Origin of the sequence: Rhodococcus sp. 14-2496-1d, from assembly GCF_002259365.1 — a bacterium.
Lineage (GTDB): Bacteria > Actinomycetota > Actinomycetes > Mycobacteriales > Mycobacteriaceae > Rhodococcoides.
Map to the genome: position 1 here is coordinate 598,188 of NZ_NPFV01000029.1, position 20,649 is coordinate 618,836.

General features: G+C 65.0%; 20 protein-coding genes and 1 riboswitch. Of the genes, 8 read left to right on the plus strand and 12 right to left on the minus strand.

Annotated features, from left to right (window positions below; genetic code table 11):
* Window positions 1-20: 20 nt before the first annotated feature.
* Window positions 21-170, minus strand: a riboswitch (cobalamin riboswitch).
* An 85-nt stretch (window positions 171-255) separates the two neighbouring features.
* Both CH296_RS24150 and mqo read right to left on the minus strand, forming a co-directional pair.
* Window positions 256-732: a GNAT family N-acetyltransferase gene (locus tag CH296_RS24150; protein ID WP_027496727.1), complete on the minus strand. Its 477-nt coding sequence runs from the start codon at window positions 730-732 to the stop codon at window positions 256-258.
* Window positions 733-743: 11 nt separating this feature from the next.
* Entirely contained in the window at window positions 744-2,312 is a 1,569-nt protein-coding gene (gene mqo, locus CH296_RS24155; protein ID WP_230597003.1) for a malate dehydrogenase (quinone), read from the minus strand.
* Window positions 2,313-2,456: 144 nt separating this feature from the next.
* Here mqo and CH296_RS24160 point away from each other — a divergent pair, with 144 nt between their 5' ends.
* Window positions 2,457-3,497 (plus strand): alpha/beta hydrolase, encoded by a 1,041-nt coding sequence (locus CH296_RS24160; RefSeq protein WP_176459302.1) that lies wholly within the window; start codon window positions 2,457-2,459, stop codon window positions 3,495-3,497.
* Window positions 3,494-4,879, plus strand: coding sequence for a mycothione reductase (mtr, locus tag CH296_RS24165; protein ID WP_094631772.1), 1,386 nt, complete (start codon window positions 3,494-3,496; stop codon window positions 4,877-4,879). The genes CH296_RS24160 and mtr overlap by 4 nt, the downstream gene beginning before the upstream one ends.
* Before the next feature lie 6 nt (window positions 4,880-4,885).
* Here the strand turns inward: mtr and CH296_RS24170 are convergent, their stop codons facing one another.
* Window positions 4,886-5,452 (minus strand): alpha/beta fold hydrolase, encoded by a 567-nt coding sequence (locus CH296_RS24170; protein ID WP_094685965.1) that lies wholly within the window; start codon window positions 5,450-5,452, stop codon window positions 4,886-4,888.
* A 106-nt stretch (window positions 5,453-5,558) separates the two neighbouring features.
* Between CH296_RS24170 and CH296_RS24175 the strand changes: the two genes are divergently transcribed.
* The 3 genes from CH296_RS24175 to CH296_RS24185 are packed head-to-tail and all read left to right on the plus strand — an operon-like array spanning window position 5,559 to window position 7,533.
* On the plus strand, window positions 5,559-5,921 hold the full coding sequence (locus CH296_RS24175; protein ID WP_045199880.1) for a GntR family transcriptional regulator: 363 nt from the start codon (window positions 5,559-5,561) through the stop codon (window positions 5,919-5,921).
* On the plus strand, window positions 5,918-6,841 hold the full coding sequence (locus tag CH296_RS24180) for an ABC transporter ATP-binding protein (protein WP_094631773.1): 924 nt from the start codon (window positions 5,918-5,920) through the stop codon (window positions 6,839-6,841). Before CH296_RS24175 ends, CH296_RS24180 begins: the two co-directional genes overlap by 4 nt.
* Window positions 6,838-7,533 carry an ABC transporter permease gene (locus tag CH296_RS24185; RefSeq protein WP_094631774.1) on the plus strand — a complete coding sequence of 232 codons (696 nt, stop codon included), beginning with the start codon at window positions 6,838-6,840 and terminating at the stop codon, window positions 7,531-7,533. The genes CH296_RS24180 and CH296_RS24185 overlap by 4 nt, the downstream gene beginning before the upstream one ends.
* On the opposite strand, the gene CH296_RS24190 is transcribed toward CH296_RS24185, so the two are convergent.
* Both CH296_RS24190 and map read right to left on the minus strand, forming a co-directional pair.
* Window positions 7,517-9,046 (minus strand): cobyric acid synthase, encoded by a 1,530-nt coding sequence (locus CH296_RS24190; protein ID WP_094685863.1) that lies wholly within the window; start codon window positions 9,044-9,046, stop codon window positions 7,517-7,519. The genes CH296_RS24185 and CH296_RS24190 overlap by 17 nt on opposite strands.
* Before the next feature lie 37 nt (window positions 9,047-9,083).
* A complete protein-coding gene (gene map / locus CH296_RS24195) occupies window positions 9,084-9,959 on the minus strand; it encodes a type I methionyl aminopeptidase (protein WP_045195561.1) in 876 nt (291 codons plus the stop codon).
* Window positions 9,960-10,097: 138 nt separating this feature from the next.
* On the opposite strand from map, the gene CH296_RS24200 reads away from it, so the two are divergent.
* Window positions 10,098-10,970, plus strand: coding sequence for a LuxR C-terminal-related transcriptional regulator (locus tag CH296_RS24200; RefSeq protein ID WP_094685864.1), 873 nt, complete (start codon window positions 10,098-10,100; stop codon window positions 10,968-10,970).
* Between the two features lie 19 nt (window positions 10,971-10,989).
* Here CH296_RS24200 and CH296_RS24205 read toward each other — a convergent pair whose 3' ends face one another.
* The 5 genes from CH296_RS24205 to dxr form a co-directional block, all read right to left on the minus strand.
* On the minus strand, window positions 10,990-12,753 hold the full coding sequence (locus CH296_RS24205; RefSeq protein WP_094685865.1) for a penicillin-binding transpeptidase domain-containing protein: 1,764 nt from the start codon (window positions 12,751-12,753) through the stop codon (window positions 10,990-10,992).
* A 133-nt stretch (window positions 12,754-12,886) separates the two neighbouring features.
* Window positions 12,887-13,723, minus strand: coding sequence for a GNAT family N-acetyltransferase (locus CH296_RS24210; RefSeq protein WP_094631777.1), 837 nt, complete (start codon window positions 13,721-13,723; stop codon window positions 12,887-12,889).
* Between the two features lie 120 nt (window positions 13,724-13,843).
* Window positions 13,844-15,007, minus strand: coding sequence for a flavodoxin-dependent (E)-4-hydroxy-3-methylbut-2-enyl-diphosphate synthase (ispG, locus tag CH296_RS24215; protein ID WP_176459303.1), 1,164 nt, complete (start codon window positions 15,005-15,007; stop codon window positions 13,844-13,846).
* A 37-nt stretch (window positions 15,008-15,044) separates the two neighbouring features.
* Entirely contained in the window at window positions 15,045-16,265 is a 1,221-nt protein-coding gene (locus CH296_RS24220) for an RIP metalloprotease (RefSeq protein WP_094685866.1), read from the minus strand.
* Between the two features lie 6 nt (window positions 16,266-16,271).
* Window positions 16,272-17,411 carry a 1-deoxy-D-xylulose-5-phosphate reductoisomerase gene (gene dxr / locus CH296_RS24225; RefSeq protein WP_045195570.1) on the minus strand — a complete coding sequence of 380 codons (1,140 nt, stop codon included), beginning with the start codon at window positions 17,409-17,411 and terminating at the stop codon, window positions 16,272-16,274.
* A gap of 121 nt (window positions 17,412-17,532) precedes the next feature.
* On the opposite strand from dxr, the gene CH296_RS24230 reads away from it, so the two are divergent.
* Window positions 17,533-18,054, plus strand: a complete 522-nt coding sequence (locus tag CH296_RS24230) for a DUF1990 family protein (RefSeq protein WP_094631779.1) — start codon at window positions 17,533-17,535, stop codon at window positions 18,052-18,054.
* A gap of 13 nt (window positions 18,055-18,067) precedes the next feature.
* On the opposite strand, the gene puuE is transcribed toward CH296_RS24230, so the two are convergent.
* A complete protein-coding gene (puuE, locus tag CH296_RS24235) occupies window positions 18,068-18,967 on the minus strand; it encodes an allantoinase PuuE (protein WP_179277819.1) in 900 nt (299 codons plus the stop codon).
* A 217-nt stretch (window positions 18,968-19,184) separates the two neighbouring features.
* Between puuE and CH296_RS24240 the strand changes: the two genes are divergently transcribed.
* The gene (locus CH296_RS24240; protein ID WP_032397812.1) at window positions 19,185-19,454 is read left to right on the plus strand and encodes a DUF2631 domain-containing protein; all 270 of its coding nucleotides are present in this window, start codon (window positions 19,185-19,187) and stop codon (window positions 19,452-19,454) included.
* 8 nt (window positions 19,455-19,462) lie between these two features.
* On the opposite strand, the gene rlmN is transcribed toward CH296_RS24240, so the two are convergent.
* Window positions 19,463-20,614, minus strand: a complete 1,152-nt coding sequence (rlmN, locus tag CH296_RS24245) for a 23S rRNA (adenine(2503)-C(2))-methyltransferase RlmN (protein ID WP_045195572.1) — start codon at window positions 20,612-20,614, stop codon at window positions 19,463-19,465.
* Window positions 20,615-20,649 lie beyond the last annotated feature (35 nt).

Consider the following 20,649-nt stretch of genomic DNA (forward strand, 5'->3'; position numbering starts at 1 on the left):
CCGCGCCGGACGTTCGGTCGAGATACACGAAGCCGGGCGGCGATCTGGCTGACAGGGGAATCTTCCGATGAAGAGTCTCCTGAACACAGTGGCGGGACCGCGCCTGATTGACACAGGACTTCTCCGCGACCGACTTCGAACGGAACACTACCGCCGAACGAACGAATGCCACACACGGTGTGGACCGGGTGTGGCATTCGTTCCGGGAGTGGAGCCTGCGGAATGACCCCACTGGTAATCGAGTACTACAGGAGGTCAGGCCTCGCTCCAGGCGGTGCCGCCGCCCCGGCGCATCGGGGTGTGCGGGATGCCGTCCTCGAGAACTTCCTCGCCGTCGGGCAGGAACCCGTGCTTGGCGTACATGTCGACGAGGTAGCTCTGCGCGTTGATCCGGCACGGCGCAGAGCCGACCTCGGCAAGCGCCGCGCGCAGAATTCGCGTGGTGTGGCCCTGTCCCCTGGCGGAGCGTTGCGTGCAGAGCCGGCCGATACGGAACGCCTTCTCGCCGTCGTCGTGCTCCTCGAGCAGGCGAAGGGTGCACACCACTTCGCCGTCCCGTTCGAGCCAGAAGTGTCGTGTCTCGGTCAGTAGGTCACGCCCGTCCAACTCCGGGTAAGCGCATGCCTGCTCGACCACGAACACCTCGACACGCAGCTTCAACAGGTCGTACAACGTGCTGTTGGACAGGTCTAGTGCCCATGATCGTTTGAGAGCTGCTGCTTGCGTATTCATACCTTTTGCTATCACACACCCGAGGGCTGTGCGAGCTCACGAGCATTTTCCAGTTCCAGCGTCTTCGACGTCCAGGCCCAGACCTCGTCGAACAGGGAGCTGTTCTGCGCCAGCTTGACCCCGAGCGAGGGAACCATCTCCTTGAGCTTGGGCTGCCATGCGTCGTACTTGTCGCCGAAGCACCGCTGCAGCACGTCCAGCATGGCCGGAACGGCGGTGGATGCGCCGGGCGATGCACCGAGCAGTCCCGCGATCGTGCCGTCCGCAGCGTTGACCACGGCCGTGCCGAACTCGAGTACGCCGCCGCGGCCCTTCTTGCGGATCACCTGCACGCGCTGACCCGCGGTGACGAGCTCCCAGTTCTCGCCGAGTACCGAGGGTGCGAACTCGCGCAGCGTCTCGACACGATCCGCCTGCGACTGAGCCAGCTCACTGACCAGGTACTTGACGAGTCCGAGTTCGGTCACGCCGACTCCGAGCATCGACATCAGGTTGCCGGGCTTGACCGAGCCGGGCAGGTCGGTGATCTTGCCCTGCTTGAGGAATTTGGGCGACCAACCGGCGTACGGGCCGAACAGCAGACCCTGCTGGCCGTTGATCACGCGGGTGTCGAGGTGCGGCACCGACATCGGCGGAGCGCCGACCGACGCCTTGCCGTACACCTTGGCCGAGTGCTGCTCGATCAGTGCCGGATCGGTGCATCGCAACCACTCGCCGCTGACCGGGAAGCCGCCGAATCCCTTGATCTCCGCGATCCCGGACTTCTGCAGCAGGTGCAGTGCGCCGCCGCCTGCGCCGACGAACACGAACTTGGCGTTGACGGTCTTCTTCGCCCCGGTGCGCTGGTTGGCGACCTTGACGTCCCAGGTGCCGTCGGACTGCTTGGTGATGTTGCGCACATCGTGCCCGAAGTGCACGGTGCCGCCCGCGGACGACAGGTAGTTGAGCAGCTGCTTGGTGAGCGCACCGAAGTCGACGTCGGTGCCTTCCTGGCTCCAGTTCAGCGCCACCGGGTCGGAGAAGTCACGGCCCTTGGCCATCAACGGCAGTCGCGCGGAGAACTCGTCCTTGGAGTCGATGTACTCCATGCCTGCGAACAGTGGGTTGCCCACGAGCGCCTCGTACCGCGCTCGGAGGTACTTCACGTTCTCTTCCCCGTGCACGAAGCTCACGTGCGGAATGGGGTTGATGAAGTTCTTGGCGTCGGAGAGAACACCGGTTTCGATACCGTGTGCCCAGAACTGACGCGACACCTGGAACTGCTCGTTGACGTTGAGCGCCTTGGCGATATCGACGCTGCCGTCCTTGTTCTGCGGCGTGTAGTTCAGCTCGCACAGGGCCGAGTGGCCGGTGCCCGCGTTGTTCCACGCATCGCTGCTCTCGGCTGCGGCCGCGTCGAGCCGCTCGTAGACGTCGATCGACCAGTTCGGCTCGAGCTGACGGAGCAGCGCACCGAGGGTGGCGCTCATGATTCCGGCACCGACCAGAACGACGTCGGTCTTGATCCGCTTACCCTGCTCATCTTTGGACACTGGAGAATCGACTTCCTTGTCTGTCGAGATCTCGGCCGGTGGCGGCATCGACCGAAGAACTCTGTTGTAGAGGGGCTACTCACCCGGTGCGGTCAGGTTACTAGCTGGGCCTACCCCATCGGACACCACGTCAACCCGGTCTCGATTGTGCTCCTCGGACGCCGCTCGCGGCGCCCACTACAGTTGTGATCTGTGACTACCTGGGTGCCCGATGTCCTCGGCGACGGCTACGAACAGACGACCATTCCACTCGGTGACGATCCGGACGGCGAGGGGCAGGTCGAGGCCACTCTCGTGCGGTATCAACCGTCGGGTGCCACGAACGTCGAGCGCGCGGTGATCTACGTCCACGGATTCACCGACTACTTCTTCCAGCGACACATCGCCGAACACTTCGCCGCGATGGGCTACGCCTTCTACGCGCTGGACCTACGCAAGTGCGGACGGTCGCGCCGTGAGGGTCAGACCGCGCACTTCGTGACCGATCTGGCGATGTACGACGCCGAGCTCGACGAGGCTCTCGCCCTGGTCCGCGCCGAACGCGCCGATGCCCCGGTGCTGCTCATGGCGCACTCGACGGGCGGACTCGTACTGCCGCTCTGGCTCAACCGCCTCAACCGCCGAGAAGGCGGGTCGGCCGGCCTCGGCCTGTCGGGCGTCGTGCTCAACAGCCCCTGGTTCGATCTGCAGGGTCCACCGGCGATACGCAGCGTCGGCACCGCAGCGATCGACGTGATCGGACGGTTCCGAGCCAAGGCGCAGGTGCCGGGCAGCGGCCTGGACACCTACGGACTCTCGCTCGCCGCCTCCGAGAACGGCGAATGGGACTACGACCTCGACTGGAAACCGCTCGCGGGCTTCCCCATCACGTTCGGCTGGATCCGCGCTGTCCGCCACGGTCACGCCGAACTGCATCGCGGCCTCGATATCGGCATTCCGTCGCTCATCCTGCGCTCGAAGGTGACGCACTTCTCACGCCGGTACAGCTCCGCGGTCGACGCCGCAGACGCCGTCCTCGATGTCCGCCAGATCGCCCGCTGGGCCGGCTGCCTGGGCGACCGCACCACCATCGTCCCCATCGAGGGAGCCCGCCACGACGTGTTCCTGTCCACCGAGGAGCCGCGCGCGCGGGCCTTCGAGGAAATGGACGAGTGGATCGAGTGGTTGCATCGAAGCGAGGGCACCGACCACGCGTCGGGCAAGGACCACACCGAGAGCGGGCACATCTCATGACCGAGCATTTCGACGTCGCGATCATCGGCTCCGGATCGGGCAACTCCATCGCCGATTCGCGCTTCGAGGACAAGAAGATCGCACTTCTGGAAGAGAACTCGACATTCGGCGGCACCTGCCTCAACGTCGGCTGCATCCCGACGAAGATGTTCGTCTACGCCGCCGAAGTCGCCCGTACGGTGCGTGATTCGTCCAAATACGGTGTCGACGCGCGTGTCGACGCGGTGCGCTGGCCGGACATCGTCGACCGCGTCTTCGGCCGCATCGACCCCATCTCGGAGGGCGGCAAGCGCTACCGCGCCGAAGGCAGCCCCAACGTCACATTGTTCGAGGGCCACGCGAGGTTCGTGGGCCCCCGCACGATCGACACCGGCACCGGCACCGTCATCACGGCAGACCAGGTCGTCATCGCGGCCGGATCCCGGCCGGTGGTGCCGCAGTCCATCGCCGATTCGGGTGTCAGCTATCACACCAACAGCGATGTGATGCGGCTGCCGGAGCTTCCCGAGCATCTGGTGATTCTCGGATCCGGTTACATCGCAGCGGAATTCGCGCACGTGTTCTCCGCGCTCGGCTCGAAGGTGTCGATCGTCGCCCGCAAGGACACCTTGTTGCGCGCACTGGACGCCGACATCTCCAAGCGGTTCACCGAATTGGCCCGCGCCAAGTGGGACGTCCATCTCGACTCCGGCGAGACCCGCGCCGTCACCGAGGGCGCGCTGCACGGCGTCGAATTGGCCGACGGCACCAAGGTTCTCGGGGACGCGTTCCTGGTGGCCGTGGGCCGCGAGCCGAACGGCGATCGGCTGGATCTGGACACGGCGGGCATCGACATGGACGACGAGGGCCGCATCGTGGTGGACGAGTTCGGCCGCACCACCGCCGAGGGCGTGTTCGCGCTCGGCGACGTCTCCTCGCCCTACCAGCTCAAGCATGTGGCCAACCAGGAAGCACGAGTGGTCCAGCACAACCTGCTGCACGACGCATGGAACGGTGACACCGCCGCGCTGCGCACCAACGACCACCGTTTCGTTCCCGCGGCGGTGTTCACCGATCCGCAGATCGCCGAGGTGGGCATGACCGAGGAACAAGCCCGTGACGCCGGCCTGGACATCACCGTCAAGGTCCAGAACTACGGCGACGTCGCCTACGGCTGGGCGATGGAAGACAGCGAAGGTCTGTGCAAGATCATCGCCGAGAAGGGCACCGGGAAGATCCTCGGCGCGCACATCATCGGCGCTCAGGCCCCGACCCTGATTCAGCCCATCATTCAGGCGATGAGCTTCGGCCTGTCCGCCCAGGACATGGCCCGCGGTCAGTACTGGATTCACCCCGGCTTGCCCGAGGTGGTCGAAAACGCTCTGCTGGGACTCGACCTGTAGTTCCGGTCACCACGGGCTGGTGCGGAGCACGATTTCCGTTGCCAGCGCGGCCGGCTCGTCGGCGACGACGTTCACGCTGCCGTCGAGCTGGACCACGCGAAAATCCGAGTAGACGAACCGGCCGCTCGCGTCGGCGGATGCGCGGCCCAGCGAGGACCCGACGACCAGTGTGGTCGGCAACTCGACCGGGGGGCAGTCCGCGGCGCGCACGGTGCCTTGCTCGTCGGCGATCGCGGGGTGGCAACGGTTCACCACGATCAGACTGGCGAAGCGCCCGAAGGTCTTGGCAGCCAGCGTCCAGGCCGACTCCGCACCTGCCCCGCTGCCGACGAGATGCACCCACGACAGCTTCAGCTCGTCGAGAACAGTCAGGATCGCATCGTCGCTGATGCCGTCGATGCTTTCCAGCGCAACGGTTTTCAGATCCGAATTGTGCAGCCGTTCACTGACGGCGTCGTACACATCCACTGGATCGCCTGCATCGGGAAGCAAGAGAACGGCGTGCCTGCTGTCCGGGCCTGCGACCCGAACCGAACATTGCCCACCCGCAGCACTCACATGCGTGAACTCCATGGAGACGACGGTACTGCCTCTTGCGCCGACCACACATCGGTTCTATGGTTAGTTACATGAGTAATGAACCAGCGAGGCGACCAACCTCGACGCATCGGCGGTGGTTCTGATGGACGAGGGCAGGCCCATCTTTCTGCAGATCGCCGAGATCGTAGAGAACTCCATCATCGACGGCTCACTGGCAGAGGAAGAGCAGGTTCCCTCGACCAACGAACTGGCCGCATTCCATCGAATCAACCCGGCCACCGCAGGTAAGGGACTTGCCAAGCTCGTCGCCGACGGCGTCGTCTACAAGAAACGAGGAATCGGAATGTTCGTCACCACCGGGGCTCGCGACGCTCTTCGATTCCGTCGCCGCGACCTCTTCGCTCGCCAGTACATCGACCCGCTCGTCACCGAGGCGCGCAAGCTCGGCATGACCGTCGACGAACTCAAGACAATGCTCGACAACTGGGAGGCAGCGCGATGAGCATCCATGAATTCGATTCGATCGGCGACGATGGCCGCGTGATCGCGAAGGCCACCCACCTCACGAAGAAATTCGGATCGTTCACCGCTGTCGACGACGTGAGCTTCGAGATCGAACAGAACAAGATCTACGGCTTTCTCGGCCGCAACGGCGCAGGCAAGACCACCGTCATGCAGATGATGACCGCGCAGATGCGCCAGAGCGCGGGCGAGGTCTCGATATTCGGGCAACATCCGTGGGAGAACCCGATTGCACTGGGTCACGTGTGCTTCGTCAAGGAGAGCCAGAAGTACCCCGACGATCTGAAGGTCAAGCACGCCGTTGCGCATGCCTCGCAGATTCTTCCCTACTGGGACAATGACTTCGCCGCCGACTTGCTGCGCGATTTCGACCTGCCCCTCGGCCGCAAGATCAAGAAGCTCTCCCGCGGAATGACCTCGGCGCTCGGCATCGTCATCGGACTCGCGTCACGGGCACCACTTACCTTCTTCGACGAGCCCTACTTGGGACTGGACGCGGTATCGCGACACCTGTTCTACGACAGACTGCTTGCCGATTACGCCGAACGCCCCAGGACCGTCGTTCTGTCCACCCACCTCATCGACGAGGTCAGCGATCTGATCGAACACGTGATTCTCATCGACAAGGGCAAGATCCTGCTCGACGCGGACTCGGACGATCTACGCGAGAGCGCCTTCGAGATCACCGGACCGACGCGCGCCGTCGACTCCTTCGCCTCGGGCCATCGCACTCTGCGTCGCACGGCACTCGGCGCCAGCGCTCGGGCCACGATCGACGGCCGACTGACCGACCGGCAGAAATCGGACGGTGCTGCAGTAGGGCTCACCATCGAACCGGTCCCGTTGCAGCAGTTGATCATCGAACGCACCACCGCCGAACCCGAGGAGGCAGTGTCATGAAACGAATACTGAACGTCGCTCGAATCCACAACACGTCCTGGGCAACGACATTCGTGTGGCCGATGGCGGTTCTCGCGATCGCCTTCGTGATCACCTTCGGCATATTTCTGGTCATCCCGACCACAGACTCCGAATACAACTTCACCGGTAGCGTCTTCTCGATCTATGGATTCGCCATGGCGTTCTACATCACCGCGATCACTCAGTGCTTTCCCTATGCCCTGGGTCTGAGCGTCACCCGCCGCGAATTCCTCACCGCCACAGCGTTGGTAGGTGTGTGCCAGTCGATTGCATTCGGCACGATCATCTACGTGCTGTCCTTGATCGAAGCAGCCACGGATGGATTCGGCCTGAAACTGCGAATGTTCGGCATCGCTCGGTACGCGACCGACAATCCGTTGGTGCAGTGGGCCGCACTCGTTACCGTCATGCTGCTCCTCGGCGGCATCGGTGCATTCATCGGCGTCGTGTATCGACGGTTCCGCACGAACGGGTTGTTCACCCTCGGACTCGGAGCGCTCGTAGTCTTCGGCGGCGGATCTGTACTCGTGACCTGGCAACGGTGGTGGCCGAACATCGGCACCTTCTTCACCGACACCCCACGTATTCTTCTTCTGGTCGTGATCCCCTTGATCATCACCGCAGTGCTGTCGGTGGCCAGCTGGTTCGGTCTTCTCAAAGCAACTGCGTGACAATCTTTTTCGTCGCAGGATCGACGCCGTGCTCGATGAGGTCGAGCACGGCATCGACGTCGAGGTTGTCTTCCACCAGATCCGCCAGCAGGTCCAACTGCTGCTCACGCAACGCAGCGACCGATGTAGCGGGCGCCACCACGAAGCCGAAACGGCCCGATTTCCCTGCCACCCAGGTGAGGAACGAACGCCGGAAGTCGTCGGACTCGAGCAGGCCGTGCCAGTGGGTTCCCACGACAGTCCCGCGCACACTGCCCTCCGGGGTGCCCGACGCAGTAGCAAGAAGCGCATCGTCGCCGTTCCGCACAACCCGACCGTGGTGAATTTCGTAGCCCGACGCGCAATTCGAGCCGTACTGTTTCGATCGCCCCGTCACCTGCGCGAGCACTTTGTCGCTCGCGAACTCGACCGAGAGATCGAGCAGACCGAGCCCCTGGACAGAACCGGCTCCGGATTCGACGGTGTCGTCGATCGTCCGACCCAGCATCTGATACCCACCGCAGATCCCCAGAACCGGTAGTCCCGCGGCCCCGCGTGCCGCGATCGCATCGGCAAGACCGCTGCGCCGCAGCCACTCGAGATCCGACACGGTGGACTTGCTGCCCGGAACGACCACCAGATCCACGTCCTCGAGCCGGGACGGCTCGGTGACCCAGTGCACGGACACCCCGGGCTCGCAGGCCAACGCCTCGACATCGGTGGTGTTGGAGATTCTCGGCAGACGCACCGCCGCAACGCGCAACCACTGCGAGCCGTGCGGTGGACGCGGCCGCCCCACCGGAGCATCGGGGACGGTTCCGAGCGAATCCTCGGCGTCCATCCACAAGCCGTCGGCGAACGGGACGACACCGTACGTCGGCCGACCCGTCAACGCGCGCAACTGGTCGAGACCGGGTGCCAGCAGAGCTGGGTCGCCCCGGAACTTGTTGATCACGAACCCGGCGACGAGCGCCTGATCCTGCGGAGACAGTACGGCCACGGTGCCGAACAGATGGGCCAGCACTCCCCCACGATCGATATCCCCCACCACGATCACCGGAAGGGACGCAGCCGTCGCCAACCCCATGTTGGCCAAATCCGTGGCGCGCAGATTGATCTCGGCGGGCGAGCCAGCGCCCTCGCAGATCACCACATCGAAGTCCGAACGCAGAGAGGCCAATTCGTCCGCCACCACCGCGCGCAAAGACTGCCGATGCTCGATGTAGTTGCTTGCACTCACCTGCGCCACGGCCCGCCCCCGCACCACCAACTGCGATGTCCGGTCACTCCCCGGTTTCAGCAACACCGGATTGAAACGCACACTCGGCTCCAGGCCACAGGCCGCCGCCTGCATCGCCTGGGCTCGACCGATCTCGCCGCCGTCGAGCGTGACCACCGAATTGTTGGACATGTTCTGCGCCTTGAACGGAGCCACCCGCACACCCCGACGCGCCAACATTCGGCAGAGCCCGGCGACCAGCACACTCTTGCCCGCGTCGGACGTCGTCCCGGCGACCAACAGAGCGCCTTTCACGGCGCTACCAGATCTCGATTCGCTACGCAGGCTCCGCTCACGGCAGTGTCAGGATCTCGCTACCCGTCTCGGTCACCACGAGCGTGTGCTCGAACTGCGCGGTCCACTTCTTGTCGTGCGTGACCACCGTCCAGCCGTCGTCCCACATCTCGGCGTTGATCGTGCCCAGGTTGATCATCGGTTCGATCGTGAACGTCATTCCCGGTTCGATGACGGTGTCCACCGACGGCTGGTCGTAGTGCAGCACGACCAGACCGTTGTGGAAGGTGGTACCGATACCGTGGCCGGTGAAGTCCTCCACCACGCCGTAGCCGAACCGGTGCGCATACGACTCGATGACGCGGCCGATCACGTTCAGCGCGCGACCGGGCTTGACGGCCTTGATGGCCCGCATGGTGGCCTCGTGGGTGCGTTCGACCAGCAGTCGGGCCTCCTCGGAGACGTTGCCCGCCAGGAAGGTTGCGTTGGTGTCGCCGTGGACGCCGTCGATGTACGCGGTGACGTCGATGTTGACGATGTCGCCGTCCTGGATCACCGTCGAATCCGGGATGCCGTGGCAGATGACCTCGTTGAGTGAGGTGCAGCAGGACTTCGGAAAACCCTTATAGCCCAATGTGGACGGGTATGCGCCGTGATCGATCATGTACTGGTGGGCAATGCGGTCCAGCTCGTCGGTGGTGACGCCCGGTGCCACTGCCCGGCCCGCTTCCTGCAGCGCCCTGGCCGCGATCTTCGACGCCACCCGCATCTTCTCGATGACCTCGGGGGTCTGAACCCAGGGCTCGCTGCCCTCGGCCACGGTCGACTTCCACGCGTATTCGGGGCGCTCGATCGACTTGGGCACCGCGAGGACGGGCGAGACGACGCCTGGTACGAGTGGCTGACGGGGCTTGCTCTCGGCGGTCACAGACATGGACCCAAGAGTAGTCGGCTCGCGCTCGGCCGCGGACCGCAGCGCAGTGCCCGTACCAGTCGAAACAGCACATGCCGGTGCAGATATGATCTGGATCACGTTCGTCGCTCGTGCAGTCGACACGAGAAAGGAAGCCCCGTGGTCCATTCGAATTGGTTGCGGCCCCGCGACGGTGATGCCCTGCGCGCGGAGCTGCGCCAGGTGGCAGCGACGTCCGAGGTACCCGTCGTGTTCGGCGGCGAGGTCTCCTCGGAGACCCTGTACCTGAGTGAATTCCACGGAACCAGAACCCGAGGCCTGGACGGACTCGCCATCCCACCCAGATCCGGCCTCGGCGGTCGAGTCATGGAACAGCGCAGGCCCGCGGCCGTCAGCGATTACGGCGCATCGATGTCGATCACCCACCACTTCGATCGACCCGTGCTCGGCGAGGGCCTCAAATCGATACTGGCGGTACCGGTGGTCGTGGCCGGAGTCGCGCGAATAGTGATGTACGCGGCGCTGCGCGAACGCGGCCCCCTCGGAGATCGTGTCGGCGACATCATGACCACCGCCGCCAGGCGTCTCGGCCAGGAGATCTCCGTGCGGGACGAGGTCGACCGCAGGATCCGTCTGCTGGCGACCATCCGCTCGCCGCTCGACTCGGATGTCTCGCGGACCGCCGAGCTGCGCAGTGTCCACGAGGAACTGTCCGATCTCGCCCGGTCGGTCGGTGACGCAGCGATCCGGCGCAGACTCGACGCAGTGGCAGCTCGCGTGGCCGCGTCGTTCGGACAGAATACGCCCGACGACCCACGAGCCCAGGAGGTGTCGCAGTCGTTGACGCCACGCGAGATCGACGTCATCTCGCAGGTTGCCCTGGGCTGCACCAACGTCGAGGTCGCTGCGCGCCTGTCGATCGGTGCCGAGACGGTCAAGTCGTACCTGCGCAGTGTGATGCGCAAAACCGATTCGTACACCCGATACGAAGCCGTGGTGGCGTGCCGTCGACTCGGCGTTCTGCCTTCCTGATCCGAACGCCGCAGCGTCGTCAGTACCCGGGTGGAAGTTGCTCGAACATCTCTCGGGTCACCGCGACCGCGTTGTCCGAGCTGCCGCCGCGCACCACGAGGGTGGCGAAGGCGATATCGCCGCGGTAACCGACGAACCACGAGTGCGAACCGCCGTCGACCTCTGCTTCGCCGGTCTTTCCGTAGACCTCGCCCTGGTCTGCGATGCGTTCGGCCGTACCGCTGGTGACCACCGACCGCATCATCCCGCGCAATCCGTCGACCATCGCCGGTTCGATCGGCGGATGGTCTCCGGTGATCACGGTGTCGCGTCCGACCAGGAGGTTCGGCACCGGCGTCGAACCGTGAGCCACCGTCGCGGCGGCCAGGGCCATACCGAACGTCGACACGACCACCCTGCCCTGACCGAAGCCGTCCTCGGTGCGCTGAACCAGTTCTTCGGCCGGTGGCACCGAACCGGAGTCGGTCGGCAATCCGACGACGTCGTAATCCGGGCCGACACCGAATTGAGAGGCCGCGACGGTCAGCGCATCGGGTGTCATCTCGCTGGCCAGCTTGGCGAACGAGGTGTTGCACGATCGAGTGAAGGCGGTACTCATCGTCACGTCACCCAGTGAGAACTCGTTGTAGTTGGGCACACTGCGTTCACCGATCACGATGCGCCCCGGACACGGGACGGTGCTGCCCGGAGTCGCGAGTCCGCTCGCGATGGCGGCACCGGCGGTGATGATCTTGAACGTCGATCCGGGTGGATACAGGCCGGCCGACGCCACCGGCCCGTCACGATCGGCAGCCGGGTTCTGTGCCACCGCGAGGATGGCACCGGTGGACGGCTGAATGACCACCGTCATCGCCTGCTCGGTGCGCGCATTCACCGCTCGCTGTGCCGCGACCTGGATGTTGCGATCGAGACTGATCGAGAACGACGGCGAGGGCTCCGGCGGGGTGTCGGTGAGGACATCGATGTCGACGCCGTTGCGGTTCGTGGTCACCACGCTCCACCCCGCCTTGCCGTCGACCTCGTCGATGACGGCCTTCTTGACCTGGCCCACCAGGTCCGGCGCGAACGTGGGGTCGGTCGACACCAGATCCGATTCGTCGGACGCGGTGACTCCGGGGATCTCGGTCAGTGCGGCCGAAATCGGCTGGTAGTCACTGTCTCGAAGCAAAACCACCGGGTAGTCGCCGTCGACCGAGGTGGCGGATTCGACGATCGACTGCGCAGTGATGGACGCATCGAAAGGCGTCAGCAGCGTCGACAGCGCCGTTGCCGAGGCGACCACGTTGTTCGCTTCAGCGGCATCGAATTTGATTCGGTGCACCACCCCTGGCACCAGCACGTCGGTCCCGGAGCGTTCGTTGACCCGAGCCCGCGGAGCCGCCGTGGACCGCAAGGACATCGTCTGAGTGTCGCCGAGCTTGGGATGGATGTCCGACGCCGTCCAGCGCACCACCCACTCACCTTCGCTGCGGCCCATGTTCAGCTGACCGTCGTACGTCCACACGCGATCCCTCGGCAGCTGCCACGTGTAGGTGTAGCCGACCGTGGCCGTGTCGCCGTCGACCTGTACCGACGTCGTCTCGGCGTCGAGCGCCTCGGCCTGGAGGTTGGTCCACGCCTCGGTCAGTGCCGTCGCCGCTGCGTCGGGCTTGTCGGTATCGGCAGCCGCGGCGGCGATGTCGTTGGCCTCGAACGCGGCGAGAAATGCCTGGGCGGCCGGCTCCGGGCCGTCGGGCTTGGGGGTACATCCGGTGAGGGCGGCGGCAACGACGGCTGCAACCATCGACACCGCTCCGACTCGATACCGCACTTCGGTTGCACCACGTGATCTCATTGCGCCCCATCGTAATAGGGCGCTGCCTTCGGCCGCGGCAACGAATCGCGGTTCGCCACGACCCGATCGAGCGACGTCGGAGTCAGTCGAGGAGGACCGTCGTGAAGGTCGCCACCTGGGTCAGGCCGATCTTCGCGTATGCGCGCCGGGCGACGTAGTTGAAACTGTTGACGTACAGGCTCGCGGTGCGGCCCTGGCGGACCACCGAGTTCACCACCGCTGCGGTACCGGACGCGCCGAGGCCGTGCCCGCGCCGATCGGGATGAACCCACACCCCCTGGATCTGACCCACCGTCGCCGACTGCGATCCGATCTCGGCCTTGAACACCACCCGACCGTCCTCGAATCGAGCCCACGCACGCTGCGCGGCAATGAGACTCGAGATCCGTCGCCGGTATCCACGGCCGCCGTCGTTCTGTCTCGGGTCGACGCCCACTTCCTCGATGAACATCGCCACTGCCGCACTCAGATACACGTCCAGTTCCTCGGGACGAACGAGGCGTACGTGCGGATCGGGCGTGATGGACGATCGAACCGACGTGGCCAGCAACGGCTGCTCACCGCGAACCTCACGGGCCGGGCCCCAGTCGGTCTCGAGCATCTCCCACAACGGCAATGTCAGTTCGGCTCGACCGACCAGTGACGAACACAGCCGCGGGCCGCGGCACGCGCGATCGGCGAACGAGCGCAGATCGTCGCCGGATCCGAGCAGAGGAACCAGGTTGGCACCGTAGAAACACAACGACTCGTCCGGTCCACCTCGGCTCCACATCTCACCGTGGAACGACCTCGGATCCAGGCCGGATTCCTGCACCCGAGCGGCAACCATGCAGGTGGCGACCGGGTCGGCGTCGAGCACCCGCAGGACGTGCGCAACATCCCGATTACCGAGAGGCTTCGCACCGAGGAGCTTGAGCACCTACCGACCTCCTGACCACCTACCGCATACACACCGACCGAGCGTGTACCGAATCATTCCAGAGAACCCGTTCCGCCGGTGGCAGAGCGGCAAACCGGACACCGAACCGGTCGAACCCGCTCAGCTGACGGTCACGACCGGTGCGCCACCGTCTGCAGTCTCATCCTTGTCGAATTCCTCGGCGATGCGCATTGCTTCCTCGATCAAGGTCTCGACGATCTGCGCCTCGGGCACGGTCTTGATGACCTTGCCCTTGACGAAGATCTGGCCCTTGCCGTTGCCCGACGCCACGCCGAGGTCGGCATCGCGCGCCTCTCCCGGACCGTTGACGACGCAGCCCATCACGGCGACGCGCAGCGGAATCTCCATGCCCTCCAGGCCTGCGGTGACCTCGTCTGCAAGGGTGTACACGTCCACCTGTGCCCGCCCACACGACGGGCAGGAGACGATTTCGAGCTTGCGAGGACGCAGGTTGAGCGACTGCAGAATCTGGTTGCCCACCTTGATCTCCTCGGCGGGCGGTGCCGACAGGGAGACGCGGATGGTGTCGCCGATTCCCCTGGACAGCAGGGCACCGAACGCCACCGAGGATTTGATGGTGCCCTGGAACGCCGGCCCGGCCTCGGTCACGCCGAGATGCAGCGGGTAGTCACACTGTGCAGCGAGCTGCTCGTAGGCAGCGACCATGACGACAGGGTCGTTGTGCTTGACGGAGATCTTGATGTCCCCGAATCCGTGTTCCTCGAACAGGCCCGCCTCCCACAGCGCGGACTCCACGAGCGCCTCCGGCGTCGCCTTGCCGTACTTCTTCATCAGCCGAGGGTCCAGCGATCCGGCGTTGACGCCGATACGGATCGGAATGTTCGCGTCACCGGCCGCCTTCGCGACCTCCTTGACGCGGCCGTCGAATTCCTTGATGTTTCCCGGGTTGACGCGCACCGCGGCGCAACCGGCGTCGATCGCCGCGAAGATGTACTTGGGCTGGAAGTGGATGTCGGCGATCACCGGGATCTGACTCTTCCGGGCGATGATCGACAGCGCGTCCGCGTCCTCCTGTGTGGGGCATGCCACACGGACGATGTCGCAGCCGGACGCCGTCAGCTCTGCGATCTGCTGCAGCGTGGCGTTGATGTCGTGGGTCTTGGTGGTGCACATCGACTGCACCGAGATGGGGCTGTCGCTTCCCACTCCCACCGACCCGACCTGGAGCTGCCTGGTCTTTCGACGCGGCGCGAGTACTGGAACCGGCGGTGCCGGCATTCCCAATCCGACTGACACGGACACAGTGGCCTTCTTTCCTAGCTACGACTGTCGAGTCTACTTAGAACAATTGAATCGGGTTGACGATGTCCGCCGTGAGTGTCAACAAGGAGAACCCGATGAAAACGACGATCACCACGTAGGTGACCGGCATGAGCTTCATGTAGTCCACCGGCGCACCGTCGGGCAGGCCGCGACGGTTGCGGAAGATGTTGCGGATCCGCTCGTAGACGGTCACCGCGATATGGCCACCGTCGAGCGGAAGCAACGGCACGATGTTGAACGCTCCGAGGAAGAAGTTCAACGACGCGAGCAGTCCGACGAACGTCGCCCAGTTGTTCGTCTCGGCAGCCTGACCGCCGATGACGCTGGCACCGACGACGCTCATCGGAGTGTCCAGTCCACGCTCGCCGCCGAAGATCGACTCCCACAGGGCCTCCACCTTCGTCGGCAGCTGCACGAGAGCCTTACCGGTCTGGACGAAGATCTCTCCGGTGAAGGCGAACGTCTCGGGGACTGCCTCGATCGGGTTGTATCGAATGGGTGGAGGGGCGATCGTGGAGCCACTGACCCCGACCGCGCCGACCGTCGTCGACTCCTTGGCTCCGGTATCCGGGTCGGTGACGTAACGCTGCACCTCGGTCACGGGAATCGTCAGGTCGACCGACGCTCCGTTCCGCTCGACCGTCAGATCGACCGATCCCGACGACGCCTGCACGGCCTCGACGACCTCGGACCAGTACTGCGCCGGTACACCGTTCACCGCGGTGACCACGTCGCCCGTGCGGAGCCCCGCTTGCTGAGCCGGGCTGGCTCCCGAGCACGGCGCGAGTTCCCCGTCCTCGGACTGTGTCGGCGCGATACACACGACGTCACTGACCTGAACGGTCGGCGGCGTCACCCGATCCGGCGTGCCCCATCCGAGTACCAGGGCGTACACCAACACGATGCCGAGCACGAAGTTCATCGCGATACCGCCGACCATCACGACGATGCGCTTCCACGTCTTCTGGCGGTACATCGCCCGCTCGACCTCGTCCGGTGCGAGCTCGTCGATCGCCGTCATTCCGGCGATGTCACAGAATCCGCCGGCGGGGATCGCCTTGAGCCCGTACTCGGTCTCGCCGCGTCGGAAGGAGAAGATCTTGGGGCCGAAGCCGATGTAGTAGCGGCGGACCTTCATGCCGAGCGCTTTCGCGGTCCACATGTGTCCCGCCTCGTGCAGCGCGATCGACACACCGATGCCGACGGCGAACAGCACCACACCCAGAGCGAACAGCATGTGAGTCTAGAGGCCCTTCTGTTTCAGAAGCTCACGCGCGTGTGCGCGAGCCCAGGAATCCGCTGCGAGGACGTCGTCCACGGTAGTCGGCACCGCCGACCAGTCCCCGCCGCCGTCGTTCAGAACCGACCGCACCGTGTGCACGATCTCGGGGAATTCGATGCGACCGGACAGGAATGCGTCGGCGGCGATCTCGTTGGACGCGTTGTACACCGCAGTCATGCACCCGCCCATGATTCCGGCCTCGCGGGCCAGCTGTACGGCGGGGAAGACTCGATCGTCGAGTGGCTCGAAGTCCCAGGAGAACGCTGCAGTGAAATCGAGTGCGCGCGCGACGTCGGGCACTCGATCCGGCCATCCGAGCGCCAACCCGATCGGCAGCTTCATGTCCGGCGGGCTGGCCTGCGCGATGGTGGATCCGTCCACGAACGTGACCATCGAATGGACGATGGATTGCCGATGCACCGTGACGTCGATCTTCTCGTAGGGCACCCCGAACAGCAGATGCGCCTCGATCAGCTCGAGGCCCTTGTTGACGAGAGTTGCCGAGTTCAACGTGTTCATCGGGCCCATCGACCAGGTGGGATGAGCTGCGGCCTGAGCAGGGGTCACCGACTTCAGTTCCGCTTCGCTCCAGCCCCGGAACGGTCCACCCGATGCGGTGAGGATCAGGCGATCCACTTCGCTCCGGTGGCCACTGCGCAGGCACTGCGCCAGCGCCGAATGCTCCGAGTCCACCGGAACGATCTGACCCGGCGCGGCGGCAGCGAGTACGAGTTCGCCGCCTGCCACCAGCGATTCCTTGTTGGCCAACGCCAGCCGAGCGCCGGTCTTCAGCGCCGCCAACGTCGGTTCGAGACCGAGCGAGCCCACCAACGCGTTGAGCACCACGTCGGCCTGCGTCGACTCGACGAGCTCGGTCACCGCACCGGGCCCACTCAGCACCCCGGGGAAGTCGAGCTCGGCGGCAGCGGCGGGGTCGGCCACAGCGACACGTCGAACACCGGTCTCGGCGATCTGACGGCGAAGGAGGGCGATGTTTCCGCCGCCCGCCGCAAGACCGACGACGACGAAACGGTCGGGGTCGGCGGCGATGACGTCGAGCGCTTGGGTTCCGATCGAGCCGGTGCTCCCCAACAGCAACACACGAATCGGCTCGGCACGATCCGAGGAGGTCGTTCGCTCACGATGGTCTGGCACCGGTCCATTGTTGCCTACCGAGGCTGAGAAACCCCTATGCGTCGCCGTAGCTGGCACGCTGGAGGGCATGGACGTCTCGAAGTATCGCGCGGCACCGTTCAACTACGCCGATGTGGGGGCGACGAGCGGCAGGCTCCCGGCCGGCTACCACCACGTCGAGACGTCACGGGTCATCGGATCCGGAGTCGAGGACTTCGTGGCCGCGGCCGACGCGCTGATGCGCTGGGACATGCATCGCGGCACCGGACTGAAGGTTCACTCCAGCGTCGACCACGCCGTCCCCGACGCGGTGGTCGTCCTCGCGCTCGGACCCGTCCGCATCCCGTGCCGGGTCGTCTACGTCATCGACGAAGCCAACCGCCAGGGTTTCGCGTACGGCACACTCGACGGCCATCCCGAATCCGGTGAGGAGCTGTTCCACGTCGACTACTCCCCCGAGGACGGGACGGTCTCCGCGCACATCACCGCGTTCTCGAACCCGGGCCGCTGGTACACCAGGCTCGGCGGACCGGTGGGCAGGCGGGTCCAGGCCCTGTTCACCGACCGCTATCTGAGTGCGTTGGAAACGCAGTGTCGGTCGCCGCACTGACCCGAGACCTCGATCAGGACACGGGTGGGTGTACCGCGCGCCAGTGCTCGGCGATGTCTATTCGTTTTGCGACCCATACTTTCTCGTGGGACTGAACGTGGTCGAGGAAACGTTCGAGGGCGGCGATGCGCGCCGGCCTGCCGACCAGCCTGCAGTGCAGTCCGACCGAGAGCATCTTGGGACTGCCGTTCTCCCCCTCGGCGTAGAGCACGTCGAACGCGTCCCGCAGATGCGCGTAGAACTCGTCCCCGGTCGAGAAGCCGCCCGGCGAGGCGAACCTCATGTCGTTGGTGTCGAGGGTGTACGGCACCACCAGATGATCGACCACGTCCGAGCCGCGAGTCACCTTCTCCCAGTACGGAAGATCGTCGGCGTAGGAATCCGAGTCGTACACGAATCCGCCGTGCTCGACCACGAGCGACCGGGTGTTCGGAGAGTCACGACCGGTGTACCACCCGAGCGGGGCCGATCCGGTGAGGCCCCGGAGGATGGCCATGGCCTCGGCCATGTGCTCGCGCTCGACGTTCGCGTCGATCTGCTGGTAAGACAGCCACCGCAGTCCGTGACAGGCGATCTCGTGGCCCAGTTCGGCCAGGGCGGCAACCACTTCCGGGTTTCGTTCCATGGCCTTCGCAACGGCGAAGACCGTCAGGGGTAGGTCTCTTTTCTCGAACGCCCGCAGCACTCGCCACACGCCTGCCCTCGAGCCGTACTCGTACAGCGATTCCATGCTCATGTGGCGATTCGGAAAGGCTTGTGCCCCGATCATTTCCGACAGGAACGTCTCGGACTTGGTGTCACCGTCGAGGACGTTGTTCTCCGCACCTTCCTCGTAGTTGAGGACGAACTGGACGGCGATGTTGGCCTGACCCGGCCACTGCGCATGCGGCGGCGTGCGGCCGTACCCCACCATGTCTCGTGGGTAGCTCAGCGGAAACTGGGTCAACGGATGCGGAAGGCGCTCGGACGTCACCGCCGCAGTCTCTCACCGAACTCGGCAGTCTCGCCGAGTGAGCGCACAACCCTGATGGCTACGACGGACGGTCGTATGCCAATATTGTCCGAACGCGGCAGGCTCGACGCCTCGTGAAGAGCGACTTCGAGAATTCATGACCCGAGAGGACCGACCGGTGGCAAATACCGAACTGGAATCCGCTTCGTACGACCCGGTCGTCGATACCCGCAACGAGGTGCCGGACGTGCCGTCCGCCGAGTGGGGTTGGAGTGGTGAGTCGAACCGCGCGATGCGCGTGGCCGCCCTCGTCGTCGCCGCGTTCCTGCTGTTCATGATGATCGGAAACCACACCGGCAAGGTCGAGGACCTGTGGCTGATCGGCTTCGCTGCGACGCTGGTAGGGCTCGTCGTGCGAGATGTGATCGTCCGCCGCAAGCCCCGCTAGCAACCGATTCAGTTCTCGGCTGCCAGCTGACCGCACGCCGCGGCGATTTCCTGACCGCGGGTGTCGCGGACGGTGCACGAAACACCCTGGGCAATCACCCGTCGAACGAATTCTCGCTCCACCGGCTTCGGGCTGGCGTCCCACTCGCTGCCCGGAGTCGGATTCAGTGGGATCAGGTTCACGTGGACCCGGGATCCGAGTGCCTTGTGCAGCTTCTTTCCCAGCATGTCGGCCCGCCACGGCTGATCGTTGACGTCCCTGATCATCGCGTACTCGATGGACACCCGTCGTCCCGTCTGGTCGGCGTAATACCGCGCTGCGGACAGCACCTCGGCAACCGACCAACGGTTGTTGACGGGAACCAACGTGTCGCGGAGTTCGTCGTCGGGTGTGTGCAGCGATACCGCCAACGTCACCGACAGCCCTTCGTCGGCCAGCTTCCGAATCGCCGGTGCCAGGCCGACCGTCGACACCGTCACCGAGCGCTGCGAGAGGCCGAGCCCGTCGGGTGCAGGCGAGACGATCTTGCGCACCGCGGCGACGACCCTCTTGTAGTTGGCCAGGGGCTCGCCCATCCCCATGAAGACCACGTTCGACAGACGACCCTCCCCACCGGGGACAACACCGTCGCGCATGTCCGCGGCCGCCGACCGCACCTGGTCCACGATCTCGGCCGTCGACAGGTTCCGGGTCAGACCGGCCTGACCGGTGGCACAGAACGGGCAGGCCATTCCGCAACCGGCCTGGCTCGAGATGCACAGCGTCGCGCGGTCCGGGTAACGCATGAGGACGCTCTCGAGCAGAGTGCCGTCGTTGGCTTTCCACAGGGTCTTGCGGGTGTCACCGTCGTCACACGCCAGATGTTTGATCGCCGTGAGCAAGGTCGGAAAGAGGTCGGCTCCGACCTTCTCTCGCGCCTCGGCGGGAAGATCCGTCATCTTCGTCGTGTCGGCTTCGAGCCGGCCGTAGTAGTGCCGAGCCAATTGATCGGCACGGAACGCAGGCAGGCCGAGTGCCTTCACGGCCTCGCGCAATCCCTCTCTGTCCAGATCGGCGAGGTGGCGCGACGGCATACCGCGACGTGGGGCGGTGAAGACCAAGGGGAGATTCGGCCTCTTCTGCTCGGTCGATGTGTTCGTTGCGTCGGCGGCCTCACTCATACCTCCATTGTCCACCCGTTTGCCTCGCAGTCCTA